General features: G+C 59.1%; 24 protein-coding genes. 19 read left to right on the top strand and 5 right to left on the bottom strand.

Annotation, left to right across the window (positions count from 1 at the left end; all coding sequences use genetic code 11):
- The 14 genes from PMI24_RS15605 to PMI24_RS15540 form a co-directional block, all read left to right on the top strand.
- A partial coding sequence (locus tag PMI24_RS15605) for an RHS repeat-associated core domain-containing protein (RefSeq protein ID WP_007955514.1) occupies positions 1–4,655 on the top strand: 4,655 nt, incomplete at its 5' end.
- Positions 4,645–5,127 carry a DUF4265 domain-containing protein gene (locus tag PMI24_RS15600; RefSeq protein ID WP_007955513.1) on the top strand — a complete coding sequence of 161 codons (483 nt, stop codon included), beginning with the start codon at positions 4,645–4,647 and terminating at the stop codon, positions 5,125–5,127. The genes PMI24_RS15605 and PMI24_RS15600, both read left to right, overlap by 11 nt.
- A 1-nt stretch (position 5,128) precedes the next feature.
- Positions 5,129–5,524, top strand: coding sequence for an immunity protein Imm33 domain-containing protein (locus PMI24_RS15595; protein WP_007955512.1), 396 nt, complete (start codon positions 5,129–5,131; stop codon positions 5,522–5,524).
- A gap of 93 nt (positions 5,525–5,617) precedes the next feature.
- Positions 5,618–5,881 (top strand): PAAR domain-containing protein, encoded by a 264-nt coding sequence (locus PMI24_RS15590; protein ID WP_007955511.1) that lies wholly within the window; start codon positions 5,618–5,620, stop codon positions 5,879–5,881.
- 183 nt (positions 5,882–6,064) lie between these two features.
- Positions 6,065–7,117 carry an isopenicillin N synthase family dioxygenase gene (locus PMI24_RS15585; protein ID WP_007955510.1) on the top strand — a complete coding sequence of 351 codons (1,053 nt, stop codon included), beginning with the start codon at positions 6,065–6,067 and terminating at the stop codon, positions 7,115–7,117.
- 43 nt (positions 7,118–7,160) lie between these two features.
- A complete protein-coding gene (locus tag PMI24_RS15580) occupies positions 7,161–7,970 on the top strand; it encodes a MetQ/NlpA family ABC transporter substrate-binding protein (RefSeq protein ID WP_045121784.1) in 810 nt (269 codons plus the stop codon).
- The gene (locus PMI24_RS15575; protein WP_007955508.1) at positions 7,967–8,767 is read left to right on the top strand and encodes a methionine ABC transporter ATP-binding protein; all 801 of its coding nucleotides are present in this window, start codon (positions 7,967–7,969) and stop codon (positions 8,765–8,767) included. Before PMI24_RS15580 ends, PMI24_RS15575 begins: the two co-directional genes overlap by 4 nt.
- Positions 8,764–9,435, top strand: coding sequence for a methionine ABC transporter permease (locus PMI24_RS15570; protein ID WP_007955507.1), 672 nt, complete (start codon positions 8,764–8,766; stop codon positions 9,433–9,435). Before PMI24_RS15575 ends, PMI24_RS15570 begins: the two co-directional genes overlap by 4 nt.
- Before the next feature lie 8 nt (positions 9,436–9,443).
- Complete coding sequence (locus tag PMI24_RS15565; protein ID WP_007955506.1) at positions 9,444–11,000, top strand: sugar ABC transporter ATP-binding protein; 1,557 nt, start codon at positions 9,444–9,446, stop codon at positions 10,998–11,000.
- Positions 10,993–12,018: an ABC transporter permease gene (locus tag PMI24_RS15560; protein ID WP_007955505.1), complete on the top strand. Its 1,026-nt coding sequence runs from the start codon at positions 10,993–10,995 to the stop codon at positions 12,016–12,018. The genes PMI24_RS15565 and PMI24_RS15560 overlap by 8 nt, the downstream gene beginning before the upstream one ends.
- A gap of 31 nt (positions 12,019–12,049) precedes the next feature.
- Positions 12,050–13,105, top strand: coding sequence for a substrate-binding domain-containing protein (locus PMI24_RS15555; RefSeq protein WP_007955504.1), 1,056 nt, complete (start codon positions 12,050–12,052; stop codon positions 13,103–13,105).
- Positions 13,106–13,114: 9 nt separating this feature from the next.
- On the top strand, positions 13,115–13,780 hold the full coding sequence (locus tag PMI24_RS15550; protein WP_007955503.1) for a sulfite oxidase-like oxidoreductase: 666 nt from the start codon (positions 13,115–13,117) through the stop codon (positions 13,778–13,780).
- Positions 13,781–14,168: 388 nt separating this feature from the next.
- The gene (locus PMI24_RS15545) at positions 14,169–16,556 is read left to right on the top strand and encodes a TonB-dependent receptor plug domain-containing protein (RefSeq protein ID WP_007955502.1); all 2,388 of its coding nucleotides are present in this window, start codon (positions 14,169–14,171) and stop codon (positions 16,554–16,556) included.
- 44 nt (positions 16,557–16,600) lie between these two features.
- Positions 16,601–17,965 (top strand): APC family permease, encoded by a 1,365-nt coding sequence (locus PMI24_RS15540; RefSeq protein WP_007955501.1) that lies wholly within the window; start codon positions 16,601–16,603, stop codon positions 17,963–17,965.
- Here the strand turns inward: PMI24_RS15540 and PMI24_RS15535 are convergent.
- Positions 17,962–18,423: a DUF3574 domain-containing protein gene (locus PMI24_RS15535; RefSeq protein ID WP_007955500.1), complete on the bottom strand. Its 462-nt coding sequence runs from the start codon at positions 18,421–18,423 to the stop codon at positions 17,962–17,964. The genes PMI24_RS15540 and PMI24_RS15535 overlap by 4 nt on opposite strands.
- Before the next feature lie 390 nt (positions 18,424–18,813).
- Here PMI24_RS15535 and PMI24_RS29500 point away from each other — a divergent pair, with 390 nt between their 5' ends.
- On the top strand, positions 18,814–19,323 hold the full coding sequence (locus PMI24_RS29500) for a hypothetical protein (protein WP_007955499.1): 510 nt from the start codon (positions 18,814–18,816) through the stop codon (positions 19,321–19,323).
- 69 nt (positions 19,324–19,392) lie between these two features.
- Here the strand turns inward: PMI24_RS29500 and PMI24_RS15525 are convergent, their stop codons facing one another.
- Together PMI24_RS15525 and PMI24_RS29360 are read right to left on the bottom strand one after the other, a co-directional pair.
- Positions 19,393–19,983 (bottom strand): helix-turn-helix domain-containing protein, encoded by a 591-nt coding sequence (locus PMI24_RS15525; RefSeq protein WP_162130482.1) that lies wholly within the window; start codon positions 19,981–19,983, stop codon positions 19,393–19,395.
- A 53-nt stretch (positions 19,984–20,036) separates the two neighbouring features.
- Positions 20,037–20,198, bottom strand: coding sequence for a hypothetical protein (locus tag PMI24_RS29360; protein ID WP_007955494.1), 162 nt, complete (start codon positions 20,196–20,198; stop codon positions 20,037–20,039).
- A 334-nt stretch (positions 20,199–20,532) separates the two neighbouring features.
- Between PMI24_RS29360 and PMI24_RS15520 the strand changes: the two genes are divergently transcribed.
- The gene (locus PMI24_RS15520; RefSeq protein WP_157222940.1) at positions 20,533–21,195 is read left to right on the top strand and encodes a hypothetical protein; all 663 of its coding nucleotides are present in this window, start codon (positions 20,533–20,535) and stop codon (positions 21,193–21,195) included.
- A gap of 87 nt (positions 21,196–21,282) precedes the next feature.
- Here PMI24_RS15520 and ahr read toward each other — a convergent pair whose 3' ends face one another.
- A complete protein-coding gene (ahr, locus tag PMI24_RS15515) occupies positions 21,283–22,314 on the bottom strand; it encodes an NADPH-dependent aldehyde reductase Ahr (protein ID WP_007955490.1) in 1,032 nt (343 codons plus the stop codon).
- A gap of 51 nt (positions 22,315–22,365) precedes the next feature.
- Entirely contained in the window at positions 22,366–22,611 is a 246-nt protein-coding gene (locus tag PMI24_RS15510) for a hypothetical protein (protein WP_007955488.1), read from the bottom strand.
- 163 nt (positions 22,612–22,774) lie between these two features.
- Here PMI24_RS15510 and PMI24_RS15505 point away from each other — a divergent pair, with 163 nt between their 5' ends.
- The 3 genes from PMI24_RS15505 (at position 22,775) to PMI24_RS15495 (ending at position 24,397) form a co-directional block, all read left to right on the top strand.
- Positions 22,775–23,422 carry a hypothetical protein gene (locus PMI24_RS15505; protein ID WP_007955486.1) on the top strand — a complete coding sequence of 216 codons (648 nt, stop codon included), beginning with the start codon at positions 22,775–22,777 and terminating at the stop codon, positions 23,420–23,422.
- 86 nt (positions 23,423–23,508) lie between these two features.
- Entirely contained in the window at positions 23,509–23,850 is a 342-nt protein-coding gene (locus tag PMI24_RS15500) for a hypothetical protein (RefSeq protein ID WP_007955484.1), read from the top strand.
- Positions 23,851–24,004: 154 nt separating this feature from the next.
- Positions 24,005–24,397, top strand: a complete 393-nt coding sequence (locus PMI24_RS15495) for a DUF1801 domain-containing protein (protein ID WP_007955482.1) — start codon at positions 24,005–24,007, stop codon at positions 24,395–24,397.
- The last annotated feature ends 51 nt before the right edge of the window (positions 24,398–24,448 follow it).

Here is a 24,448-nt window from a genome sequence, read left to right as displayed (position 1 = left end):
AACCTCAGGTTGCCATTGTTCCGCTGAATGTTATCGACGCTAAGGATGTTGGACGAGGAGCGGCCAAATTCGATGCCTGGCTTCAATCCATCAGCGGCGGTGTTGTTACGCTTGACCGAATCAAAAACGTCGCAGGCTCGTTGCCGGTGGTTGGCAACATCATGGCGCTTGTTGACGCTTTAGGTGACATCGTTACGTTATCCAAGAGCAAAAAACGCGAAGTGCTCGATTGGGTCAGTCTGGGTATCAACTTGATTGGTGTGCTGCCTGCTCCACCAAGCATGGCAGCGGCACGCATGAGTTTGCGCCCTACGTTGTTCCTGGTCAGACAAGAGTTGCGCAGCAGCGCAAAGATGTTGCTCGGCGATTCATTGATTGAAGTCTTGATTGGTCATCTGAATGCCACAATCGTCGGTACCATTGACGACTTTGCAAAGCAGGCTCAGGGAAAGTTGGGCGGCATACTTTCTGACGCAGGCAAGCTTGGTGAAAGTGCAATCAACGAGATTGCGAAAGGACTTGAAACCGTCGTCAAAGGTGAGCTCGATACAAGGGGCTCTGTTCAGGATGCAAAGAAGCAGATCAGCGCTGCTGGCGACAAATTGCTCAGTGATCCAAAGGCTGCCATAGGCAATATTTTCGGCGCGGCATTCAGTGCATACAAAGCTGCTGGTAAAGGTCTGGCCAATAGCGCCTCGCGGGCTCTGATGCCTGACGAAGTCAAACATATGGTACTCAGCCATACCTCTACATTGAGAGCAATGGGGCCGGAACTGCGCGGTCAACTGACCAAGCTGAGTGATCCTGGCGTTCAGCATTCGATTGGTTGGTTGCTGGTCATGCTGACGGGGGCCGTTGCCAGCTGGCGCAAGCGTAATGCTCATGGTCAGAGCGCTAGTGTCAAACCGGGCGCGACCAGCAAAGCTCAGCGTCAGGGTACTGATGGTCAATTGGGAGCCAGCAGTAAGGAAAGCCCGGCAAATCAGGCCGCGAAGGAGGATAAGAACGGTTGCTGTACCGGTACTTGCAACAGTATCAATTTTGCATTGGGTTCAGAGTCTTTGAGCCACACCGACTTCAGCCTGGCCGGTCCATTCCCGATTGAATGGGTGCGTACTTACAGCTCTCGATTTGATGCATTTGACGCGAGCGAGTTGGGAGCAAGGTGGGTGACGGAGTTTTCCACCCGGTTTGACTGTAAGGGCGACGGATTGGTGTTTTTTGGCGCCGACGGTCGAAGCATCGATTTCCCATTGCCCAAGGTTGGCCAGTTCCATTACAACGCTGTTGAGAACGTCACGCTCGTACGTTCGGGGGAAGATCAACTGCTGGTTTGCTTTGGTTTCGAGCGAAAAGAAACTTATGTGCGCCGTGGCCGCACTTACTGCCTGACGAGCGTGGTAATGCGTAATGGTGCCGGGTTGATGCTGCATTACGAGCATCGCCACGGTGATGTCTCTATCCTTTCAGATCTGATCACGTACCAGGATGACGTTACTCAGGTCCACCTTCATGTAGGGACTCTCATCGACGACCATGGCCGGATAACAGGCCTTTGGGAAATTTGCGATGGGGTGCCTCAGCGGCAACTCTGCGGCTACCAGTACGATGCCGGTGGGGACCTGGTCCAAGCTCAGGATGAGAACGGGGCGACCTGGAGTTATCAATACCAACACCATCTGCTCACCCGATATACCGATCGCACCGGCCGCGGTATGAATCTGCAATGGCAAGGACACACCGCTGATGCCAAAGCTGTTCGCGAATGGGCCGATGACGGCAGTTTCGACACGCGTCTGGATTGGGACGAAAACATTCGCCTCACGTACGTTACTGACGCACACGGCAATGAGACTTGGCATTATTACGACATTTTGGGCTACACCTATCGAATTCGATATCCGGACGAACGATCGGAGTGGTTTTTCCGCGATGAAGCCAAAAATGTGATTCGTCACGTCCATACCGACGGAAGTACTGAGCGTTACAGTTACGACGAGCGAGGTAACTTGCTCGAGCACATCAGTCCTGATGGCAGCGTGGCTCACTACGCCTATGACGACCAGAACCAGTTGATCAGGATCAGCGACGCTGAGGGTGGTCAGTGGCAGCGCGCCTATGATGACACTGGAAATCTGGTGGAGTCAGTCGATCCATTGGGCAATAAGACAGAGTATGCCTATGACAAGGCAGGTCGACCTGTCGCCATCAAGGATGCCAACGGTAACGAAAAGACGCTCGAATACAACGATGCAGGCTTGTTGCTGAAGTACACGGACTGCTCGGGTAAGGCCAGCGCCTGGGAATACAACGAACGCGGTCAGATGATCTGCTTCACTGATGCAGCGGGGCAGAGTACTGAATACCAGTACGAATCTGGGCATGTTGTACTTGTTATACATCCCGATAAAACGGAAGAACATTTTAAGCGCGACGCCGAAGGGCGTTTGCTAACCCACGTTGATGGCCTGGATCGCTGTACTACCTGGAGTTATACGGCGGCGGGGTTGATCGCCGAGAGAGTCGATGCTTGCGAACAAACCCTTCGTTATCGCTGGGATCTGCTGGGGCGTTTAGTGACGCTCGAAAACGAAAACAATCAGCGTACTCAGTTCCACTATGATCCAGTCGGACGACTCCTTGAGGAGACAGGTTTTGACGGTCGCACCACTCGTTATCAGTACGATCCCGAGAGTGGTCGATTGGCCCGGGCTGTATCTGGAGAGCGTGTTATCTCAATGACGTTCGATCCGAAGGGAAGATTGATCGGGCGCCATGCAAGTCACGGCGATGCAGCCCAGAGTGAAACCTTTGCCTACGACGGCAATGGAAACATGGTCATGGCGACGAACGATCAGAGCCGCCTGCAGTGGTTCTATGATCCTGCGGGCAATCTGACCAGAGAGCACCAACACTACCTGGGTCTTGAGCAACCAACCGTTGCGATCTGGAAGCATGAGTATGATGTGCTCAATCAATGCGTTGCGACGACTCGCCCAGACGGTCACCGGGTCAGTTGGCTGACCTATGGCAGTGGCCACTTGCTTGGGCTGCGTTTGGATGAGCACGAATTGGTCGGGTATGAGCGTGACGAACTGCATCGAGAGGTTGCCCGCCACCAGGGCAATCATCTATTGCAAACGCAAAAATGGGATCCTGCTGGCCGTCTGCAAGAGCAATTGCTTGCGAGAACTGATGATAAATCCACATTGCTCAAGCGCGAATACAAGTATGACGCTGTTGGCCAATTGTCGGAGCTCAACGATAGTCGCCGGGGCCCAACAGTCTATCGCTATGATCCGGTCGGGCGATTGCTCAGTGCCGTGAGCCGCAATGGGTTGGAGACATTCTCTTTCGACCCGGCCAGTAACCTGCTCGATGAAAAGGCTTCAGAGGTACGCAGGCCTCTGGAGCTCGATCCTCCACGGAGCAAGCTTCTAGATAACCTGATACGCGAATATGCCGGTACCCACTATGAATATGACGAGCGCGGAAACCAGACGCTGCGTTGGTATAATGGTAACCACAGTCAAATGCGGTGGGATTTGTTTGATCGACTGGTTCACTTTGAAGACGCTCGTCTCTCTGTCGAGTTTGCTTACGATGCGCTGGGACGTCGGATTTATAAGAATTCGACAGCACACTTCAAGCATCGTCCCGAAGCCGGTTCGCACTGGAATCGAAACGAACAGGGTCGGATACAACGCGAGCTCGGTTGCAGTCTGACGCTCTACGGCTGGGATGGAGACAATTTGTCGTGGGAAAGCAGCCCTGCCGACATGGATGGTGGTACCGGGCGTACCGTGCACTACATTTATGAGCCAGGCACGTTCATACCCATCGCGCAGGCGCTTCGACATGGTCCGATCAGTTTGGTTGGTCAGCCTGAGTACATTGGGAGCTACAGCCTCGATGAAGACCCGTTATGGGCTCACGATCCGAAAGCACAACCCTTTGATGTGTTGGCCTGGTATCAATGTGATCATCTGGGGACTCCCCTGGAGCTGACAGACCAACAGGGGCAGGTTGTATGGGCCGCACGCTACATGGCCTGGGGACAGGTCAAGGAAGAGAAGGCCAGTTATGCTGTCCAGCACGGATTGACCAACCCTATACGTTTCCAAGGTCAGTATCACGATCATGAAACGGGTCTGCACTACAACCGCTACAGATACTACGATCCACAGGTTGGACGCTTCATCTCGAAGGATCCAATAGGCCTGACTGGTGGTATCAACCTTCACCAATATGCACCTAACCCAACTCAGTGGATCGACCCGCTTGGCTTGGTGAAAAAAGCCCCGTCAAAGGTTGCATTGAAAGATGGCCACGGAGCATCGGCTCAGGATATGGCGGCGAGCAAGATTGGTGGTGGCAGTCGGAAAGGGCAGTCTGCTTGCCGTAAGAAACTAATTGCCAAGAGCAAGCCAGTGGGGGTGTACAAGTGCTGGCGTTGTGGCCAGACCTCTACAAACCCGGATGACATGCACCTGGGTCACAAGAACGTGGCGACGTCTAACGGTGGCAACCTAGCCGATGTAAACGTGGATCTTGAAGGCGCATCCTGTAACCTGAGCGCTGGGAATAGTGGTTACGTGAAAGAAGGGATGTCGTGTGTTGAACGTGGAAGTTGCGGAGCACCGTATGGACGATAGAAACGCGCCTGTTTTGATTCAAGTGTTCGTCGCAGATGACGATGGTCCTGTGTTTGAAGAGCTTCCGGCTCAACAGGTCGCAGAGGATACATACGAGCTGCTTTCCTCTCCGGGCCTGGCTCTAAATCTGGCACGGGGTGATGTGATCTCGATCAGGAACAAAAATGCGCATGCTGAAGTGTTGAAGCGTGGTGGCAATTTTTGTATTCACATTTATGCCGATTACATTCCCCCCGAGGATATAGCCGGACTTGAGCGAGGGGTCGGTCTTGAGCTGGGTGGAACATTGGACGGTGTGCATGAGGGCAATCTCTCGCTTGCCGTCCCGGCGATCAACGGGATGGATAAAATCAATGAGTTTTTTGATCGGTTTAGCGAGAAAACCGGCATCCAATGGTATTACGCAAACATCTATAAAAACATTGATGACGATGAGGACGAGACACTTCTGAACTGGTGGCTGCAGAGTTGAAGTGACGGTGGAAGTTCAACAACACGAGAATAACGGTTGGGTGGAGAAGATTCTTTTGAGTGAGATTGAAACGGCCTCATCCAAATTCTCTCAGAGAGTGCTCTGTGAAAAATATGGGCTCGCCATCCAGCCACCTGAAGAGATGGTTGCTGTCGCCCTGCATACGCTCGGTCTATCTCCGATTTACGGCAGCAGAGTGGAGCCTCCCGATGGAGGGAATGTAAGTTGGTTCATCCACTGCGGAGAGTATTGCGCCGCGGATGATTTTTACCAGACCGTCCATATTCACCATCTGAGTGAAATGCTGCCCCAGGCTGTTAATTATCTTTGTTTGCCCACCGGGGCGAAATTCATCATCGATACCTCCGGTTATGAAGATGTGTGGATGGCTGAGTAAGAAAAATTGATATCGGATCACCGCCGGTTTCACGCTTGATGGGTTCCACGGACCCATTTGGCATGCCAGAAGTCAGGTCAAAGGAGTGACAACATGAAGGACGCAATCCGCCTCGGCGACTCCACCACCCACGGTGGCAAAGTCCTCGAAGCCTTCTCCCGGACCGACCTTAACGGCAAGCCGATTGCCGGGCTCGGTCACAAGGTCAGTTGCCCGTTGTGCAAAGGGATTTTCCCGATTTCCGAGGGCAGCAGCACCTACACCGTCGATGGGGTGCCCATCGCGCTCGACGGCATGAAAACTGCGTGTGGCGCGGCGCTTATTGCCAGCGGCCCGAAGGGCGCGGTGGTCAGCTGAGTCCTGTAGTCAGACAGACCTAAGCTAATGCAAAAAAGATATTTGTTCGGTTTTTTTAATATCGTTTAGTTTTGTTTCATAGACGAATCAAAAGCATCAAACCGATAGACTTCCCGATTGCCATGACGGCACACGCTGAATCGATCACGGACTCTTCAGGTTTGATTCACACGGGAGTGAATCATGCCGCACACCTCAGATATCACCGCATTACCCATCCTCGACCTGTCCCTGCTCGACGGTACGCCGTCGCAACGCCAGGCCTTTCTCGATGACCTGCGCCATGCCGCCCGCGATGTGGGCTTTTTCTACCTGACCGGCCATGGCATCGACGCCAGCCTGCTCGAGCAAGTACAGGACCACGCCCGCCAGTTCTTCGCCTTGCCCGACAGCGAGAAAACCGCCGTCGGCATGATCAATTCGCCGCACTTTCGCGGTTATAACCGCGCTGCTTCCGAGATCACTCGAGGCCAGCCCGATCAACGTGAACAGTTCGATCTGGGCGCCGAGCGCGACGCCTTGCCGTTGAACGCCGACAGTCCGCTGTGGGCGCGGCTGCAAGGGCCGAATCAATGGCCCGAAGCGTTGCCGCAACTCAAGCCGCTGCTGCTCGACTGGCAGCAGGCGATGACCCAAATGTCGCTGCGTCTGCTGCGCGCTTTCGCCCAGTCACTGTCGCTGCCGGAAGACGCTTTCGACCGGTTGTACGGCGACAAACCCAACGAACACATCAAGCTGATGCGCTATCCGGGGCAAGCCTCGACGGCGAGCAATCAGGGCGTCGGTGCGCACAAGGATTCGGGTTTTCTCAGCTTCCTGCTGCAAGACCGGCAGGCCGGCCTGCAAGTGGAAATCGAAGAGGGGCGCTGGATCGATGCGCTACCTCGGGACAACACCCTGGTGGTGAATATCGGCGAGTTGCTGGAGCTGGCCACCAACGGTTATCTGCGGGCCACGGTGCATCGGGTGGTATCGCCGCCGGTGGGCAGCGAGCGCTTGTCCATCGCGTTTTTCCTCGGTGCGCAACTCGATGCAGTGGTCCCGCTTTATCCCTTGCCGACGGTGCTGTTGCGTGAGGCTCGCGGCCCGGCGAGTGATCCGCTCAACCCGCTGTTTCGCGATGTCGGCTGGAATTATCTCAAGGGCCGACTGCGCTCTCATCCCGATGTCGCACAGCGCTTCTACGCCGATGCGTCGAATACCCCGACACCGCTTCGCAAGACCGCCAACGCCTGATCCATCACTCGCAAAAGGTCGCTTTCCCATGTTGAAAAAAGCAGTGTTGAAAAAAGCAGGCCTGACCCTGGCCGTCCTCGGCGCGCTGGTGACTTCGTTTGGCGCTCAAGCGCTGGAGCCATTGCGCGTTGCTGCCGACCCGGTGCCTCACGCGCAGATTCTGGCGTACATCCAGAAACTCGATCCGCAGCTCAACCTCAAGGTGATTGAAATCCCGCAGGGCGTGAACTCCAACGAACTGCTGGTGCACGGCGATGTGGACGCCAACTACTTCCAGCATCTGCCGTACCTGCAATCCCAGGAAAAAGCCCTCGGCGAAAAACTCGCAGTGGCGGCCACGGTGCACATCGAACCGCTGGGGATTTATTCCCATCGCCACAAAACCTTCGCCCAGGTGCCGGACAAAGGCACGGTCGCGGTGCCGAACAACGTCACCAACCTGAGCCGCGCGCTGTACCTGTTGCAGGACAATGGCCTGATCAAGCTCAAGCCCGGTTTCAATGACCCGGCGGCCGATCAGGCGACACCGAAGGACATCGCCGAAAACCCTAAACACCTGAAGATCCTCGAAATCGAATCGCCGCAATTGCCACGTGCGCTGGACGATGTGGACCTGGCGGTGATCAACGGCAACTACGCGCTGGAGGCCGGGCTGGTGCCGGCCAAGGATGCGCTCGGTCTGGAGAAGGCCGAGCACAACCCGTACGCCAATATTCTGGTGACCACGCCGAAACTGGAAAACGATCCGCGCATCCAGCAACTGGCCAAGGACCTGACCTCGCCGCAAGTCGCCAAATACATCGCCGAGAACTTCAAGGGTTCGGTGATCCCGGTGGCGGATGCCAAGCCATGATCGTCGTCGAGCAGTTGAGCAAGACCTATCCGTCAGCGTCGACCCCGGCGCTGGATCAGGTGTCGCTGAGCATTCCCGATGGCGCGATCTACGGGATTCTCGGGCGCAGCGGCGCGGGTAAATCGACGCTGCTGCGTTGCCTCAATCTGCTCGAACGCCCGGATGCCGGGCGGATTCTGTTGGACGGCGAAGACCTCACGACGCTGTCCGACCGTGAGTTGCGCCGCCAGCGTCAGCGCATCGGCATGATCTTTCAGGGCTTCAACCTGCTGCATTCGCGCAACGTGTTCGACAACGTCGCGGTGCCGCTGGAAATCGCCAAGGTCGCCAAACCACAACGCCACGAACGGGTTCGGGAACTGCTGGAACTGGTGGGCTTGAGCGACAAGGCCGAAGCCTTTCCATCGCAACTGTCCGGTGGGCAGAAACAGCGGGTGGGGATCGCCCGGGCCTTGGCGGCACGTCCTGCGTATCTGCTGTCGGACGAAGCCACCAGCGCTCTCGACCCGGAAACCACCGCATCGATTCTGGAGCTGTTGCGTGACATCAACCGCCAGCTCGGTTTGACCATCGTGCTGATCACCCACGAGCTGGACGTGGTCAAGTCGATATGCGATCACGCCGCGTCCATGGCCAATGGAAAACTGGTGGAGGCGGGGCCGGTGGCGCGATTGCTCGCCGATCCGCAGTCCGCCCTCGGCGCTTCACTGCGACCCAGTTGCGGCTTGCCGCTGGGGCATGACGCGCCCGGTTTGAGTTTTCTGCGGCAATACGGCGTACGGGCGGCCCACTCATGAACCGCGTGATCGACTGGAATGAAATCCTGCAGCTGGTGCTCAACGCTACCGGCGAAACCCTGTACATGGTGCTGCTCGCCGGGCTGTTCACGCTGCTGATCGGCCTGCCGCTGGGGGTGTTGCTGTTCATCAGCCGCCGTCAGGGTCTGTACCCGTTGCCGAGGCTCAATCAAGCCTTGGGCGCGATCATCAATCTGGGGCGTTCGCTGCCGTTCGTGGTGATGCTGATTGCCCTGATCCCGCTGACCCGGCTGGTGGTCGGCACCACCCTTGGCAGCACCGCCGCCGTGGTGCCCATCACCATCGGCGCCTTTCCGTTTTTTGCGCGGATCGTCGAGAACGCCCTCGACGAAGTCGAAAAGGGCCGGATCGAAGCGATCCTCGCCATGGGCGGTGACATCCGCCACGTGATTTTCAAAGTGCTGTTGCCCGAAGCGCTGCCGGCCCTGTTGGCGGGCATCACCCTGACGCTGGTGATGCTGATCGGTTTTTCTTCCATGGCCGGGGTCATCGGCGGTGGCGGACTGGGCGATCTGGCGATCCGCTACGGCTATCAACGGTTCAACAATGAAGTGATGGTCGCCACCGTCGTGGTGTTGGTCATCCTCGTCCAGGGCGTGCAAAGCCTGGGCGATCGACTGGTGCGTTCGCTGGCTCATCGACGTTAAGGAATTTTATGGGTGCGCCTGTCGCCGTGGTCTCCGAACCACTCATTCGTGTACGTGAATTGAGCAAGACCTTCGGCTCGAACCGGGCGCTGGACCGGGTCAGCCTGGATATTTTTCCCGCCGAAGTGGTGGCGCTGCTCGGCGCCAACGGTGCGGGCAAGTCGACGCTGGTGAAGATCCTCGCCGGCAGCCAGACCCACGATGGCGGCGAGATCTGGATCGATGGCCAGCCCCGGCACTTCAGTTCGCCGCTGTCGGCGCGCCGCTTCGGCATCGTCGCGGTCCATCAGCAGATCAATGAAGGCATCGCGCCCGGGTTGAGCGTGGCGGAAAACCTGCTGCTCGATGAACTGTGCCGCCCCGACGCCGACTTCTGGCTCAATCGCAAACGCCTGCTGGAGCGCGCCGCGAGTATCGCCGCCGGGCTCGGTCTGGTGCTGCCGCTGGAGCAACCGATCGAACACCTCGGCCAGGCCGAGCGACAACTGGTGGTGCTGGCCCGCGCCTTTGCCCTGCAACCGCGACTGCTGATTCTCGACGAGCCCACGGCGGCCCTGTCGGACGCCGAAGCGCAGCGTCTGTTCGGGTTGATCGACACCTTGCGCAGCCGTGGGGTGGCGATTCTGTACATCTCCCATCGTTTGTCCGATCTGCAGCGAGTGGCCGACCGCGCCGTGGTCTTGCGTGACGGGCAACTGGCCGGTGAGTTCAGTGCCAAGCAACTGCCCGAAGCGCTGGAAGCGATGCTTGGTCAGGCGCTGGAGGCTCACGTCTACACGCCGCGAGCGGCGGGGCGCGAAGTTCTGAAACTGCGCGACGTGAAAATCCTGCCGCGCACCCAGGCTTTCGATCTGACCCTGCACGAAAACGAAGTGGTGGTGCTGACCGGATTGCTCGGCGCCGGTAAAAGCGAGATCGCCGAAGTGCTGTTCGGGCTGCGCAAACCGGTGTCCGGCTCTCTGCAACTGAACGGCATCGACTGGCAACCGGGCTCGCCCCGGCAGGCGATCCAGAGTGGTGTGTTTTTCGCCGCCGAAGATCGCGCGAGCCAATCGCTGGTGCCGGATTTTTCATTGCGTCGAACCCTGACCTTGCCGTTTCTCGAACGCTTCACCCGTGGCGGTTTCATCCGCAACCGTGCCGAAGCAGCGGCGGTCGAGGCGCAAGTCTTGGCGTTGGGGATCAAGACCGCTGGCATCGATGTGCCGATGAGCGCGTTGTCCGGCGGCAATCAGCAGAAAGTCGTGCTCGGTCGCTGGCTGCTCGGCGAGGGCCGGGTGCTGATCCTCGACGAGCCGTTTCAGGGCGTTGATGTGCGTGCCCGACGCGAGATCGGCCAGTTGTTGCGCGACAGCGCTGCTGGCCGCGCCACGCTGGTGATCTGTTCGGACGTCGATGAAGCGCTGGAGATTGCCGACCGGATTCTGCTGGTGCGCGATCACGCGGTGGTAGCCGAGTACCCGCGTGCCGGGCTGGATCGCGCCACCCTGGTCGCCGCGCTGGCCGGCAGCCATCCGCAAAATTCTATTGTTCACGCCGCGCCAAGGAGTAGAGCGAGTGCCTGATTCGAGTTCCCTGTTGTCATCCGCCCCGGCGCCGACCGAGCGCTTCGTGCAAGCGCTGATCCGCTACGGCCTGCTGTGGGTGCTGGCGTTGATCGTGGTGTTTTTCAGTGTGGCGGAACCGGCGTTCCTGCGCGTTGGCAATCTGTTCAGCATTCTGCAGTCAGTGTCGATTGTCGCGCTGCTGGCGCTTGGCGTGACGCTGACCATGGCTGTCGGCGGACTGGATCTGTCGATCGGCGCAGTGGCAGCCATGAGCCTGATGATCGCCAGTTACGTGATGGTGGTGCTCGGTTGGGGCGCGGTGCCGGCGGTGCTGATCAGCCTGGCGGGTGGCGCGCTGGTCGGGCTGCTCAACGGCTGGCTGATCGTGAAGATGCGCGTGCCGGACATTCTCGCCACGCTCGGCAGCATGTTCCTGGTGATCGGCGTGCAACTGATTCCCACGGGCGGGCGCTCGATTGCGGTGGGCATGACCCTGCCCAACGGCGATGAAGCCGAAGGTTCGTTCAGCGCAGTGTTTCTGGCCCTGGGCCGAGGACGACTGTGGGACATCGTGCCGGTTCCGGTGTTGATCACGGCGGTGGTCGCGGTGGCGGTGTGGCTGTTTCTCGAACGCACGCGCATCGGCCGGTTGTTCTATGCGATTGGCGGCAACGAGCAGGCGGCGCGTCTGGCGGGTGCGCCGGTGCAGCGCTTCAAGTTGCTGGCTTACGTGCTCTCGGCGCTGCTCGCATCGCTCGGTGGTTTGCTGCTGGCGGCGCGGTTGGGGCGCGGCGATGTCAGCTCCGGCAACGGGCTGGTGCTTGACGCGCTGGGCGCTGCGCTGATCGGTTTTGCCGTACTCGGGGCGAAGAAGCCCAATGCGTTTGGCACGCTGGTCGGCGCGCTGCTGGTGGCTTCGTTGCTCAACGGCCTGACCATGCTCAACGCGCCGTATTACGCGCAGGATTTCGTCAAGGGACTGGTGCTGGTGCTGGCCCTGATGTTCACCTTCGGCCTCGCGCATCGGGCGCGCTGAGCCGGTTCATTGATGCTTCAAGGAAAGATCCATGCACGGTTCAATCAAACAGTTCGCACGTCATTGCCTCGCCGGGGCGTTGCTCTCGGCGCTGGCCCTCAATGCGCAGGCCAAGGCCTTGCCCGGCGCACCGGCGCCGTTCGATAAAGGTCAGGTACAGATCGCGCTGGTGGGCTATCTGTTTTCCGGGGATTTCCCTGAAGCCTACCTGCGCGGCGTGGAGAAACAGACCGAAGCGCTGGGCGCCAACCTGCGGGTGTTCGACGCGCGGCAACAGGCTGCGAGCCAGGGCGAGATGATCGATCAGGCCGCCGACCTCGGCGTCGACGGGATCATCGTGCAACTGGGCCTGGCGGAAACCCTCAAAGGCCCGATTGACCGGGCGCTCGCCAAAGGCATCAAGGTCGTGGCGTTCGACGTCGATCTGAACACGCCGCAGGTGACTCAGGTCGAGCAGGACCACCACGCACTGGCACGTCTGGCACTCGATCAAGCGGTGAAGGACAACGGCACCCGCTTCGACGCCGGGTACGTCTACATCAGCGGCTTCACGCCGATGGAGCGCCGCGACGAGATCTGGAGCCAGGTCAAGGCGAGCAATCCGGGGATCATCGAGAAGGCGCGTTTCGGCACGCTCAATCCGCCGATTGCCAACTCGGTGGCCGATCAGGCCAGCGCCGTGCTGCGGGCCAATCCGGGAATCAGCGTGATTTTTGCGCCATTCGACGAGTTCGCCAAAGGCGCGAAGATCGCCGTGGACGAGGCCGGTCTGAGCCGCAAGGTGAAGATCTACAGCGCCGATATTTCCACCGCCGACATCCAGATCATGAAGGAACCGGACAGCGCCTGGGCCGCCACCGCTGCGGTCAATCCGCAAGTGGCCGGGGCGATCAGCGTGCGCAGCCTGGCGATGCTGATTGCCGGGGAAAATCCGGGGCACAAGGTGCTGGTGCCGCCGACCCTGATCACCCGTCAGCAACTGCTGGATCTGGACGTGAAAAACGTGCGGGACCTGGGGCAAAAACTGCCGGCCTTCGGTGACACCGCGAATGTCGCGCGGGCACCGTGGATTCCCGTGGCGAACTGAGGAACCTACATGCACGACAAGGCTGCGCGCCTGCGCAAGAGCCGTTCGCCGAAAGCCGATGTGGCGCTGGGCGAACGGCTGCCGCCGGGGCAGGTGCTGACGGAGCGTTTCCCGATCCTGCACGAAGGCGAGGTGCCGGCCTATGACCTGGCGTCGTGGTCGCTGCGCCTGTTCGGCACCTTGGCCAACCCGGTCGAGTTGACCTACGCCGATCTGCAAGCGCTGCCGCAACGCTCGTTGCAATGCGACATTCATTGCGTGACACGCTGGTCGAAGTTCGACACCCGCTGGAGCGGCGTGCACCTGCAAGACCTGTTGCAGGCCCGGAACATTGAACCGACATCGTCCTTCGTCATGGCCCACGCCGATCACGCTTACCAGACCAACCTGCGTCTCGAAGACCTGCTGCACCCGGACAGCCTGCTGGCCACCCATTACGACGGTCAGCCGCTGACCGCCCAACATGGCTGGCCGCTGCGGCTGGTGGTGGCGGGGCGATACTTCTGGAAGAGCGCGAAATGGCTGCGCGGGCTCGAGTTCACCGATCAGGAACAACCGGGATTCTGGGAGCGCAACGGCTTTCATTTGCACGCCGATCCGTTCATTGAACAGCGCTTCAGCGGCGATGCGCTGGACATTGCTGAAGATGCCTGGCGGGAAAAGGACTTCGACTGACGGCATCTAACTTCGCACCGAAAGAAACACAAATTAATAACGCTCTCTACAACAACGTGGAGTGCGTTTTTGTGCGTGATTAGTTGTTAGTTAGTTGGGTGTTCATGTTGTTGCGCAAACACAAGTGTTGCTCAGGAAACACTCCGTTCGTCGGGCATAACCTAAGCGTTATTGGTTCTTTTGCGGCAGGCGATCGCTCGTCTAGCATCGGTAGTCAGGGGGTTCTACTAACTTTGGGGTTCTTGCGCTCTAACAGCCGATAGTTGTTCAACGCACTTGGCTGCCTTTCTGAATATCAAAACTACAGCAGAAATTGCCGTGCACTGATTGCCGACACTTCATGATTCGGCAGCGGCCGGTTATTAACTGCGATTCAAGGAGCTGTCGCATGATTCACCGTTCGCGTTCATTACTCGCCATCGCTGTTGTCAGTGCAATCTGGCAACTTCCTGCACAAGCTGAAGAGACTTCCGCGCGCGTCGACGATGACACACGGCTGGGTACCGTGCTGGTCACCGGCACCCGGGGCACCGCTCGTACGGTGCTGGATTCGCCGGTACCGGTGGATGTGCTGACCGCCGAGGACCTGAAGACCGCCGGCGCCAGTGGCGGCGAGCTGGGCCAGGCGTTGCAGACGCTGTTGCCGTCGTTCAGTTTTCCGCGCCAGTCCAACTCCGGTGGCGCCGACCACGTGCGCGCCGCGCAGCTTCGCGGCATGAGCCCGGATCAGGTGCTGGTGCTGGTCAACGGCAAGCGCCGTCACACCTCGGCGGTGGTCAACGACTCGTCGAAAATCGGTCGCGGCACGGCGCCGGTGGACTTCAACTCGATCCCGATCAGCGCGATCAAACGCATCGAAGTGCTGCGCGACGGCGCCGGTGCGCAGTACGGCTCCGACGCGATTGCCGGGGTGATCAACATCATCCTCGACGACGCCCCCGAAGGCGGCGAAGTCTCCACCAGCTACGGTGCCTACCACACCCACCAGGACGCCATCGGCAAAACCACCACCGACGGCCAGAACAGCGTGACCACCGCCAAGATCGGCACGCGGCTGGGTGAGGAGGGCGGGTTCATTCGTGGCGGCACCGAGTACAAGGATCGCAACCCGACCAACCGCGCCGGCTACGACGGTTTCGCCGACACCCCGGGCCAGCGCAACTACGTAATGGGCGACGGTGTGGCGCGGGACGTCAACGCCTGGTTCAACGGCGAATTGCCGCTGGCCGGCGGCAAGGCTTACAGCTTCGGCACCTACAACGAACGTCACACCACCGGCGCCGAGTTCTATCGCTACCCGTCCGAGCAGGCGCAGTTCTACCCCAACGGCTACCTGCCGCAATCGCTGGGTGACAACACCGACATCTCCGCCACCGCCGGCTACAAAGGCTTGATTGGCGACGACTGGGATTTCGACAGCAGCGTCACCCACGGTCGCAACCGCTTCGAATCGGCGACCCGTCGCACCCTCAACGTCAGCCTCGGCGCGGACTCGCCGACCCGCTTCGACACTGGCGACTACGAGTTGCGCCAGACCACCACCAACCTGGATTTCAGCCGCGAATTGCGCCTCGGCGGCCGCTCGTTCGTGCTGGCGGTGGGCGGTGAATATCGCTACGAAAACTACCTGACCTTTGCCGGGGACGAGGCCTCTTACATCGGTTCCGGGGCCGATGGCGCCAACGGCCTGCGCCCGAGTGAAGAGTCGGATCTGGATCGCAACGTGTTCGGCACCTACGCCGAATTGTCCGGTGATCTCACCGATCGCTTCTTCGTCGATGCCGCCACGCGCTGGGAACATTACGACGACGCCGGGAGCAAACTCACTGGCAAGCTCAGCGGTCGCTACAAGCTGACCGATCAATGGGCGTTGCGCGGTGCGGTGTCGAACAACTTCCGCGCGCCGTCGCTGGCCCAGAGTGGCTTCCAGAACACCACCAGCAACTTCGGCGACGGCGGCACGCTCACCGATATCCGCGTGCTGTCGGTCAACGATCCGATTGCCCGTGCCCTGGGCGCGGAAAAACTCGATCCGGAAACCTCGAAGAACTTCAGTCTCGGCCTGACGTTCCAGTTGAACGAACGCTTCGATGCGTCGCTCGACGTGTTCCGCATCGACGTCAAAGACCGCATCACCCTGTCGCAGCGGATCGGCAGCGACGCGCTGGAAAGCTACATCAACGACAACTTCGGCGTGGCGGGCGTGCACGACGTCAACTTCTTCACCAACGCCGCCGACACCAGCACCGACGGCGCGGAACTGGTGCTCAACTACCATCAGCCGTTCTACGACGGGCAACTGGGCCTGACCACCGCGTACACCTACAACCACACCAAGGTCACCAGCACCAAGGGCACGCCGTCGCAGCTGACCGCCTTAGGGATCGGCAATGACGCGCTGGTCGGCGTCGAGGAACGCAACACCCTGACCGACGCCGCGCCCAAGGATCGCTTCGTGTTGTCCGCCAACTGGACCAGCGAACATTGGGGCCTGCTCGGGCGTCTGACCCGTCAGGGCGAGACCACTCGGGTGTTCGATTTCGGCGACTCGCAGCCGGAGCAAACCTATGGCGCGGTGTGGCAGCTGGACGCCGAGGTGACCTACAAATTCACCCCGAAATTCAGTATCGCCCTGGGCGGTAACAACCTGACCGACAACTACCCGGAACGCTCCGGCTCGGCCATCAACTACGGCGGCAACCTGCCGTACGACGTGCTGTCGCCGATCGGCACCAACGGCGCTTATTACTACGCCACCGCCACTTACGGCTTCTGAGTCTTTTTTCCGCCATGGATGGCGGATCATCAGCGGGAACCTTCATGACTCAAACCAATGGCCCCAAGCGGCACCTGCCGGTGTTCCAGGCATTGCTGATCACGCTGGGCATGGTCATCACCACTGACATTCTCAAAACCACGCCGACCGTTGCCTTGAACGTCGGGCCGGAACATTTCTATTGGGTCTGGGTGCTCGGCGGACTGGCGTCGATGGCCGGGGCCTTGTGCTTTGCCGAGATGGCCACCGCGTTCCCGCATCCGGGCGGTGACTATCATTTCCTGCGCACCGCTTACGGCGAGCGTATGGGTTTCCTGTTTGCCTGGTCGCGGTTCTCGGTGATGCACACCGGGTGGATCGCGTTGTCGGCGTTCATGTTTGCCGACTACTTCAATGCGGTCGTGCCGTTGGGGCATTACGGATCGGGAGTGTTTGCCGGTGCGATCATTGCCGCTTTGGTGCTGCTGAATCTGACGGGCAAGCACATTGGTTTCATTACTCAGACTGTGTTGGTCGGGCTGCTTGCTCTCGGGTTCCTGAGCATTGCCAGCGCCGGGGTCTGGCTGGCGTGGCAAGGGATCGAACCAACGCTGCCCAGCGATCCGGTCGTGCCTGAGCACACTGGCGCAGCAGGGTTTTCTGCGGCGATGATCTTCGTGTTTCTGGCCTTCGGCGGGTGGAGCGATGCGGCGACGTTATCGGCCGAAGTGCGCGACGGTCGACGCGGGATCTTCATCGCCATGCTCGGTGCGCTGACGGTGCTGATGGCGATCTATCTGGCGCTGAACTGGGCGTTCGTCCAGGGGCTAGGATTCGAAGGTCTGGCCGCGAGCAACGCGCCGGCGGTGGAACTGTTGAACCGCGCCTTCGGTGCCCCCGGCGTGCTGCTGATTCTCTTGATGGTCGGCATCGCGGCCATCGCCACCATCAACTCGACCTTGCTGGTCGGTGCTCGCACCACCTACGCCGCCGCCCGCGATGTGCCGCAACTGCGTCGCTTCGGGGAATGGGACGAGCGTGACGGTGTACCGCGAAAGGCATTACTGGCTGAGGGGGCGGTGGCGTTGTTGTTAGTGTTGTTTGGCAGTTTTACCCAGAGTGGCTTCAACACCATGGTTGAGTATCTGACGCCGGTTTACTGGTTGTTTCTGAGTCTGAGCAGTCTGGCGTTGATTATTCTGCGGCGGCGCTTTCCCGAGGTGCCCCGGCCGGTGAGGGTGCCGCTTTATCCGCTGTTGCCGCTGCTGTTTTTTGTGTTGTGCGTTTACATGCTGTATTCCAGCGTGACGGTGGTGGGGTTGGGGGCGTTTTTGGGGATCGGGGTTTTGATGGTTGGCGCGTTGTTGCTGGCCGGGTTGAGCCGCCTGGTGTCGACACCTCGGCAGGCTCTGCAACGGAGCGTAGATTAGAAGGACACCACCGCCGGCTGCGACAACCGCAACACCGACAAATCCCCCGTAATCCGCTTGTAAGCCAAACGAATCGCCTCAATGTCACTCTCACGTTTCGCGCTGCTTTCGTGCAGGATCACAATCACCTTGGTCGCCAGTCGCTCGGGCACTTTCGCGTCGTGGTCCTTCCACTGCCCATAGGCATCGAACACGCTGAACCCGTCCGGGAACCGCGTCGTCACTTCTTGATCGAGAAACTCGCGCCAGCGCGCCGGGCTCACCACACCTTCCTTGCCTTCCAGCGGCCCCACCGAGAAATACAACTCGGTGCGCACCCACTGCGCCTGCGCCGGCCGCGTGGCATCGCCTTGCAGTGTGGAACTTGCGGGATCCTTGGTATGCACGGAAACAGGAGGAGAGCTGGCACACCCGGCGACCGCCAGGAACAGTGCTGCCAATAGAAAACGTTGCGGCATGGAACTTCCTTATTGTTAAGAACTGTCCCGAATTATAGAGGTGACGGTTAATAGCAATAAAAGATTAAAAAATGGATCGTCGCTGAACTAATGGAATAAGCAAGCAAGCTAAAAATAGTGCCCGCTGGTTAGAACGATTATTTCTTTAAGTTATTTGCTTGGTGTTAGATCGCATATCCATCACGTTCAAAAACCTGCTCCCGCATTTTCCGGATCTGTCATGGCGTCTACTCTGCTGCTGCAACGGTTCAAGTCGCACGGAACGCTGCACTTGAAGCGTTTGAACAGCAGTTTTTGCTGCTCGATGGACAGCTTGTTGCGGATTTCCCAATCCTTAGAATCCGCTCCATCAACTTCTCATCCAGTTCTTAATCCTCAGGGAGCTACACCATGATGAACGCCATGCAAATGCAAATGCCGATGAACGCCAACATGCCGATGATGCCGATGACGGGCATGCCGATGATGATGGCGACCATGAGCTGCGACATGATGGACGACGGCATGATGTGCAAGATGATGCCGGCCGCTGGCATGGACATGGCCATGTTCAAGAACAGCGCTGAAATGATGCAGATGATGATGGACTGCGGCATGCCGATGATGATGCATTGCGGCAACATGAGCATGATGTGCATGTCCCCGGCGGCCATGGCCATGCCGATGATGAACATGATGATGCCAATGCCGATGATGGGCATGCCGATGCCATCGATGAAGTGCGTGATGGAATGCACCATGATGGCCGACTGCATGATGTGCAAAATCATGCCGATGCCGGGCATGAACATGGACATGATGAAAAACTGCTGCGCCCTGATGATGAAAATGATGAACGACTGCAGCATGCCGATGATGATGAGCTGCAACGGCATGCCGATGATGTGCTGCACCTGCTGATTTGCGCCAGCGCATGAAAAAGCCCGACCGGGAAATTCCCGGTCGGGCTTTTTGTTGTCTGTCTGTTTGTCAGTCCAGGCGTTCGGGGTAGGTCACCACCAGATACGCCACCGCTTCACTGTCGGCAGGATTGCGATAACGGTGGGGTTGGTCGGCGTAGAACAGGATCGAGTCGCCCGTCGACAGCAGATAGCGCTCGTCGTTGACGCTGATCTCCAGCACTCCCTGAGCCACCACCAGGTTTTCCTGCACGCCCGGGCCGTGGCCCTCGGATTGATCCTCGCCCAGCGGGCTCAGGCGCAGTTCATAGAATTCCGACTGGCGCGCTACATCAAAGGGAAACAACGCGCGGCTGACAAAGGCCCCACTGGCGCTGACCAGACGTTTGCTCTGGCTCGCCGACAACACGGCCACGCCTTCAAACGCGCGGTGCTCCAGAAACGCTGCCACCGACACCTTCAAACCCTTGGCGATTTTGCACAGCACCTTGATCGACGGCACGCTGCGCCCGGATTCGATCTGCGCCAGCATCGCCCGGCTCACGCCGCACTGGCGGGCGAGGGCATCGAGCGACAGGTGCCGCTTGCCGCGCAGACGTTGCAGGTTCTGCGCGACGCGTTCACAGATCGGGTCTTCTTCCAGGGAATCGAGGTTGTTCAGGTCCAGCACAGGTTCATCGGCGCTCGCCAGAAAGCGCGAGGGTTCACGGGCGTTCACGCTTGACGCGTCTCGCTGGAACGAGCGGCCTGCACCCACTGGTAAGCCTGATAACCGGCATTGCGCGCATACATTTCCCACATCAGCCGGGCCTGTTGCTGGGCGTGGCGGCGTTTGCGGTAGACGGCGAAGTCGATCAGGTTGTCAGTCGGTTTCATGGCGCACTTCACTGTGTTCAATGACGGAATGAGGTGAGAGTACGCCGAGATTTTTATAACGATAAATACTGATTGTTTATTTATTAATTCTTTTTGGTTATTTGATCGGTTCGTCGATTTTTCTTTGTCATCGGCGGTAAGGGGGCGATAAACACTCGGCTTCTTTTCTGCGAATTTGGCAAATCGAATTTTAGGTTGGTCTTCGCGCAGGTGACGGATAGCGTCTGTGCTTTGACATCCAGAGACGTTTTTAATGCCCCCCTTACTTCGTCGAGCCTGGCGCCTTCTGCGCGGAGCCAAAGCCACTGCCTACGTTTTGCTGATGCTGGGCCCAATGTTTATCAAACCCTTGGCATTTGTGAGAGTGCCTCATGAGGCTCAGCCGATCTATGCAAAACTGCCAGGCCTTTGGGTAACGCCTCTGTTGGTAGCCGGCGTGGCTGCGGCGACTATCCGGTCGGTTTACCAGTGGGTGTTCTGGCGTGAAATGAACAAGTCCGATCCTTCCAGGCCAGCGGCCGACTTGTTGCTCATGCTGCACAATACCGAGGGACGCTATTTCTGGTTTGCGTTCGTTTTTTCCGCAGTATTGGTCTATGCCCTGGCCGGCCTGCGCTGGAGCTATCACTTCGGGGCTATTTCGTTCATACGCAGATGGCGTCCTAATCTGCGCAATCCACCGCTGAAGTATTTCGTGGTCACGACTGCAGCGTGGGGGCTGTGGCTGAGTCTCTACAGCGCTGTCGTTGTGTATGGCCTGTGGCAGTGGAAGGCTCAAGGTGACCTTGCGATGCTCTTGAATCAATACGTTGAACAGCACCAAACCGGAGTGCTCGTGACATTGCTCGGTATAGGCGTAGCCATGAGGCTCGCCGGGCGTAATGGCGAGCTTGGCATGAAGGCTCTGTATGGCGGATCCAAGTGGCTGAGCATGGCCGTGAGTCTGGTCGCTATCAGTGCGTTGTTGCTATTGGCATTCCTGTTGCCGAGCATCTGACGTTCCCTTGGGGTACCAGCGAACCTCAGGCCAGGATTTTTACGAGAGCGGGAAGGCGCGTTCGACGTCAGCCGACGCGCCGATCCTTCATTTGCTGGCGTTCAGCACAATCCTGTACCGCGCCTTGCCGCTGCGCAGATGGTCGACAGCCTCATTGACCTGGCTCATCGGAAATTCCTCCACCTGCGGCAGGATCTGATGCCGCGCGCAGAACTCCAGCATGGTCGCCGCCGTGGCAGGCGAGCCGACTGGGGAGGCTGACAGGGATTTCTGTTGCGGGATCAGGTTGAACACGTGCACCGGAATCGCGTCGGGCACGATGCCGACGAAGTGCAGTCGGCCCTTGCCGCGCAGAGTGGCGAGCATGGCCGTCCAGTCGAGGTTGGCGTTGGCGGTGATCAGCAGGAAGTCGAGGGTGCCGGCAATCGCTTTCAGCGCTTCGCTGTCGGTGGAGGCGACGACTTTGTGGGCGCCGAGGCGTTTGGCTTCGTCCTGTTTGCTCAGGGATGAGGTGAAGGCGGTGACGTCGCATCCCCAGGCATTGAGAAACCGCAGGGCCAGGTGACCGAGGCCGCCGATACCCACCACGCCGACCCGATCGGTCGGCTTGATGTCGAACTCCACCAGCGGATTGAACACCGTGGAGCCGGCGCAGAACAACGGGCCGGCGAGGGCCGGGTCGAGGTTGTCCGGGAGTTTCAGCGCCCACGCCCAATGGGTGCGCAGCCGATCGGCGAACCCGCCATGGCTGCCGATGATCGTCGGTTTGGCGGTGGCGCACAGGTGATGGGAACCGCCGATGCAGGACGAGCAATGCATGCAACTGCCCTTATACCAGCCGATCCCCACACGCTGGCCGACTTCCAGGCCGCGTACCTGCGGCCCTGTGCGCACGATGCGGCCGACCACTTCGTGACCGGGAATGAACGGGTATTGGCTGATGCCCCAGTCGTTGTCGATCAGCGACTGGTCGGAGTGACAGACGCCGCAATATTCCACGGCGACTTCGACTTCTTCATCGCCCAGCGGGCCGGGGTCGTAACTGAAGCGCTCCAGCGGCGCGCCGGCCGAAGTGGCGGCCCAGCCGGTGAATGTCGTGGGTTCGGTGTTATTGCTCATGGGACACCTCCAGGTCTGGCGCTGCGGGCGCAGCCTGAAGAGTCTAGCGTGTCATCGAGCGGGCGCTAGCCAGGTGTTCAGCACGCGCCGGTCGAGTTCTTCCCAGTCCGCCATGCCCAGTACTCGCGTGGTATTGAGGCCGCGCAGATAACCGCGCAACTGATTGGCCGCGGCCCGCACCGACTCCGAATTGTCCGCTGGCTGGCCCAGCACGGTTTCGTATTCGACCAGGTATTCGGCCACCCGGTCGCGGAATTCGGGCAGGACGGCATCGCGGATCAGATCAAAGGTTCGCACGGGTAATCCTCATCTGTTTTCGTTGTGATTGAGTGTGCAGCAGTCTGCACGCCGCGCAACTATTGGTTCAAGTAATAGTGACCATCAAGAAACGCAAGTTCTGCTTTGGCGCCGATGGGCGGAAAATCGCCTCCATCGAACACGCCGCTGAAGGAATTGCGCGATGAAGACTTTGACCCGACTGGCTGTAGTCGCCCTGCTGATGGGCGGGGTGGCCGCCGCCGTAGCCCCGGCTTACGCAGACGACGCCAAATCGTGCCATTTTCTGCCCGTCGCCGGCAGCAGCGCCGCGCTGCAGCACTCGCAAACCGTCGGTGTGCTGTACAGCGAAAACACTCTGGACAACCTGCAATACCTCGAGCGTTACCACGATGTGGCGGTGAACGGTGCCAAGGATGCGCTTGATGCGCGGATCCGTGACGCCTTCGTCGACAGCTCCGATCCGGAGCTGGCCATCGACTGGTTGATGAGCTCGCTGCAACAACAGTTTCTCTCGGTGACCGTCTACGACAGCCTCGATGCGCTGGTGCAGGCTCATCCGGACGTGGTGGTGATGCTCGACACCCACAACCGGCTGCTGACCCAGCGCAACAGTCAGGTCGAAGCGCGGTTCGCTGCACGCTTCTACGACGCCAACCTGCAATACATCGGCAAGGCCGAAGGCGCGGTGGAGAAGCAACTGCCTTCGGTGTGGGTACACAACAAGGCAGCGCCCGAAATCGCTGCCGGGATTGAACAGCAGCGCGACCTGCAACTGAGTGCCTTGAAGCAGTTTGATGACTCGCTCAAGGCCCTGGTGAGTGCAGGCTGAACAGCCTAATCAAAAACGGCAACGGCAGTGCCCGTGACACTGAACGTTGCCGAAGAACCGAACCTTTTATTTTCAGGATTTTATCCATGCGTGCCTTTTTTATCCCTGCCATGGCTTCTGCCAGTTTGTTGCTGACCGCATGCGCTTCTGCGCCGAACGACCCGACGCTGACCCTGCAGACGCACAAGACGCCCGCCCAGTACGCCGAATGCGTGGTGCCGAAACTGCAGGGCAGTGCGCTGAACCCGACCGTGTCGCAGACCCAGCGCAGCTACCGGATCGTGGTGCCGAGCAAGGTGGCGGCAGACAACGTCCTGGAAGCCTACAAGGCGCAGGACGGCGGCAAGGTGTTTTTGTACGAGCGCCACTTGCTGGCTTCGAGTTTCATGCCGTCGAGTTTTGAACGGGCTGCCCAGGAGTGCCTGTAACACCTGACGATTAACGCTTTTTGACGATGCTCCTTTGGTTGGCCGCAACCAACCAATTCCTTTGCCCCGCACCTTGCGGGGCTTTTTTTGCCCGGCGTTTGGCTCAGTCGGCGCTACGCTGGATAGCGGAAAAGGTTTTCGGGAGAACAAGGATATGAAGAAGGACAGCAGCGGCGCGGCGACTGAGAATCCCTCTGTGCTGATCGACGCGAGAATCAAGGAACTGAACGACTGGCGCGGCCAGAAGCTGGCCGAGATTCGCGCGATCATTCATGAGGCGGATCCGGAGGTCGTCGAGGAGTGGAAGTGGCGGGGCGTTCCGGTCTGGTCACACAAAGGCATCATCTGCACCGGGGAAACCTACAAGGCTGTGGTGAAAATGACTTTTGCCAAAGGCGCGGCGCTGGAGGATCCGTCAGGACTGTTCAATGCCAGCCTTGAAGGCAACACCCGGCGGGCGATTGATGTTCACGAAGACGACAAGATCGATGCCAAGGCTCTGAAAGCGCTGGTGCGTTCGGCGATTACGTTGAATTCAAAGAAGTGATTTGCCGTTGAGGCAGAGGTGAAGCGGAGGAGGGTGAAACGAGGAAAAAAA

Origin of the sequence: Pseudomonas sp. GM25 (assembly GCF_000282255.1) — a bacterium.
Taxonomy (GTDB): Bacteria; Pseudomonadota; Gammaproteobacteria; order Pseudomonadales; family Pseudomonadaceae; genus Aquipseudomonas; species Aquipseudomonas aphyarum.
This window is presented reverse-complemented; position numbering and strand designations above follow the sequence as displayed.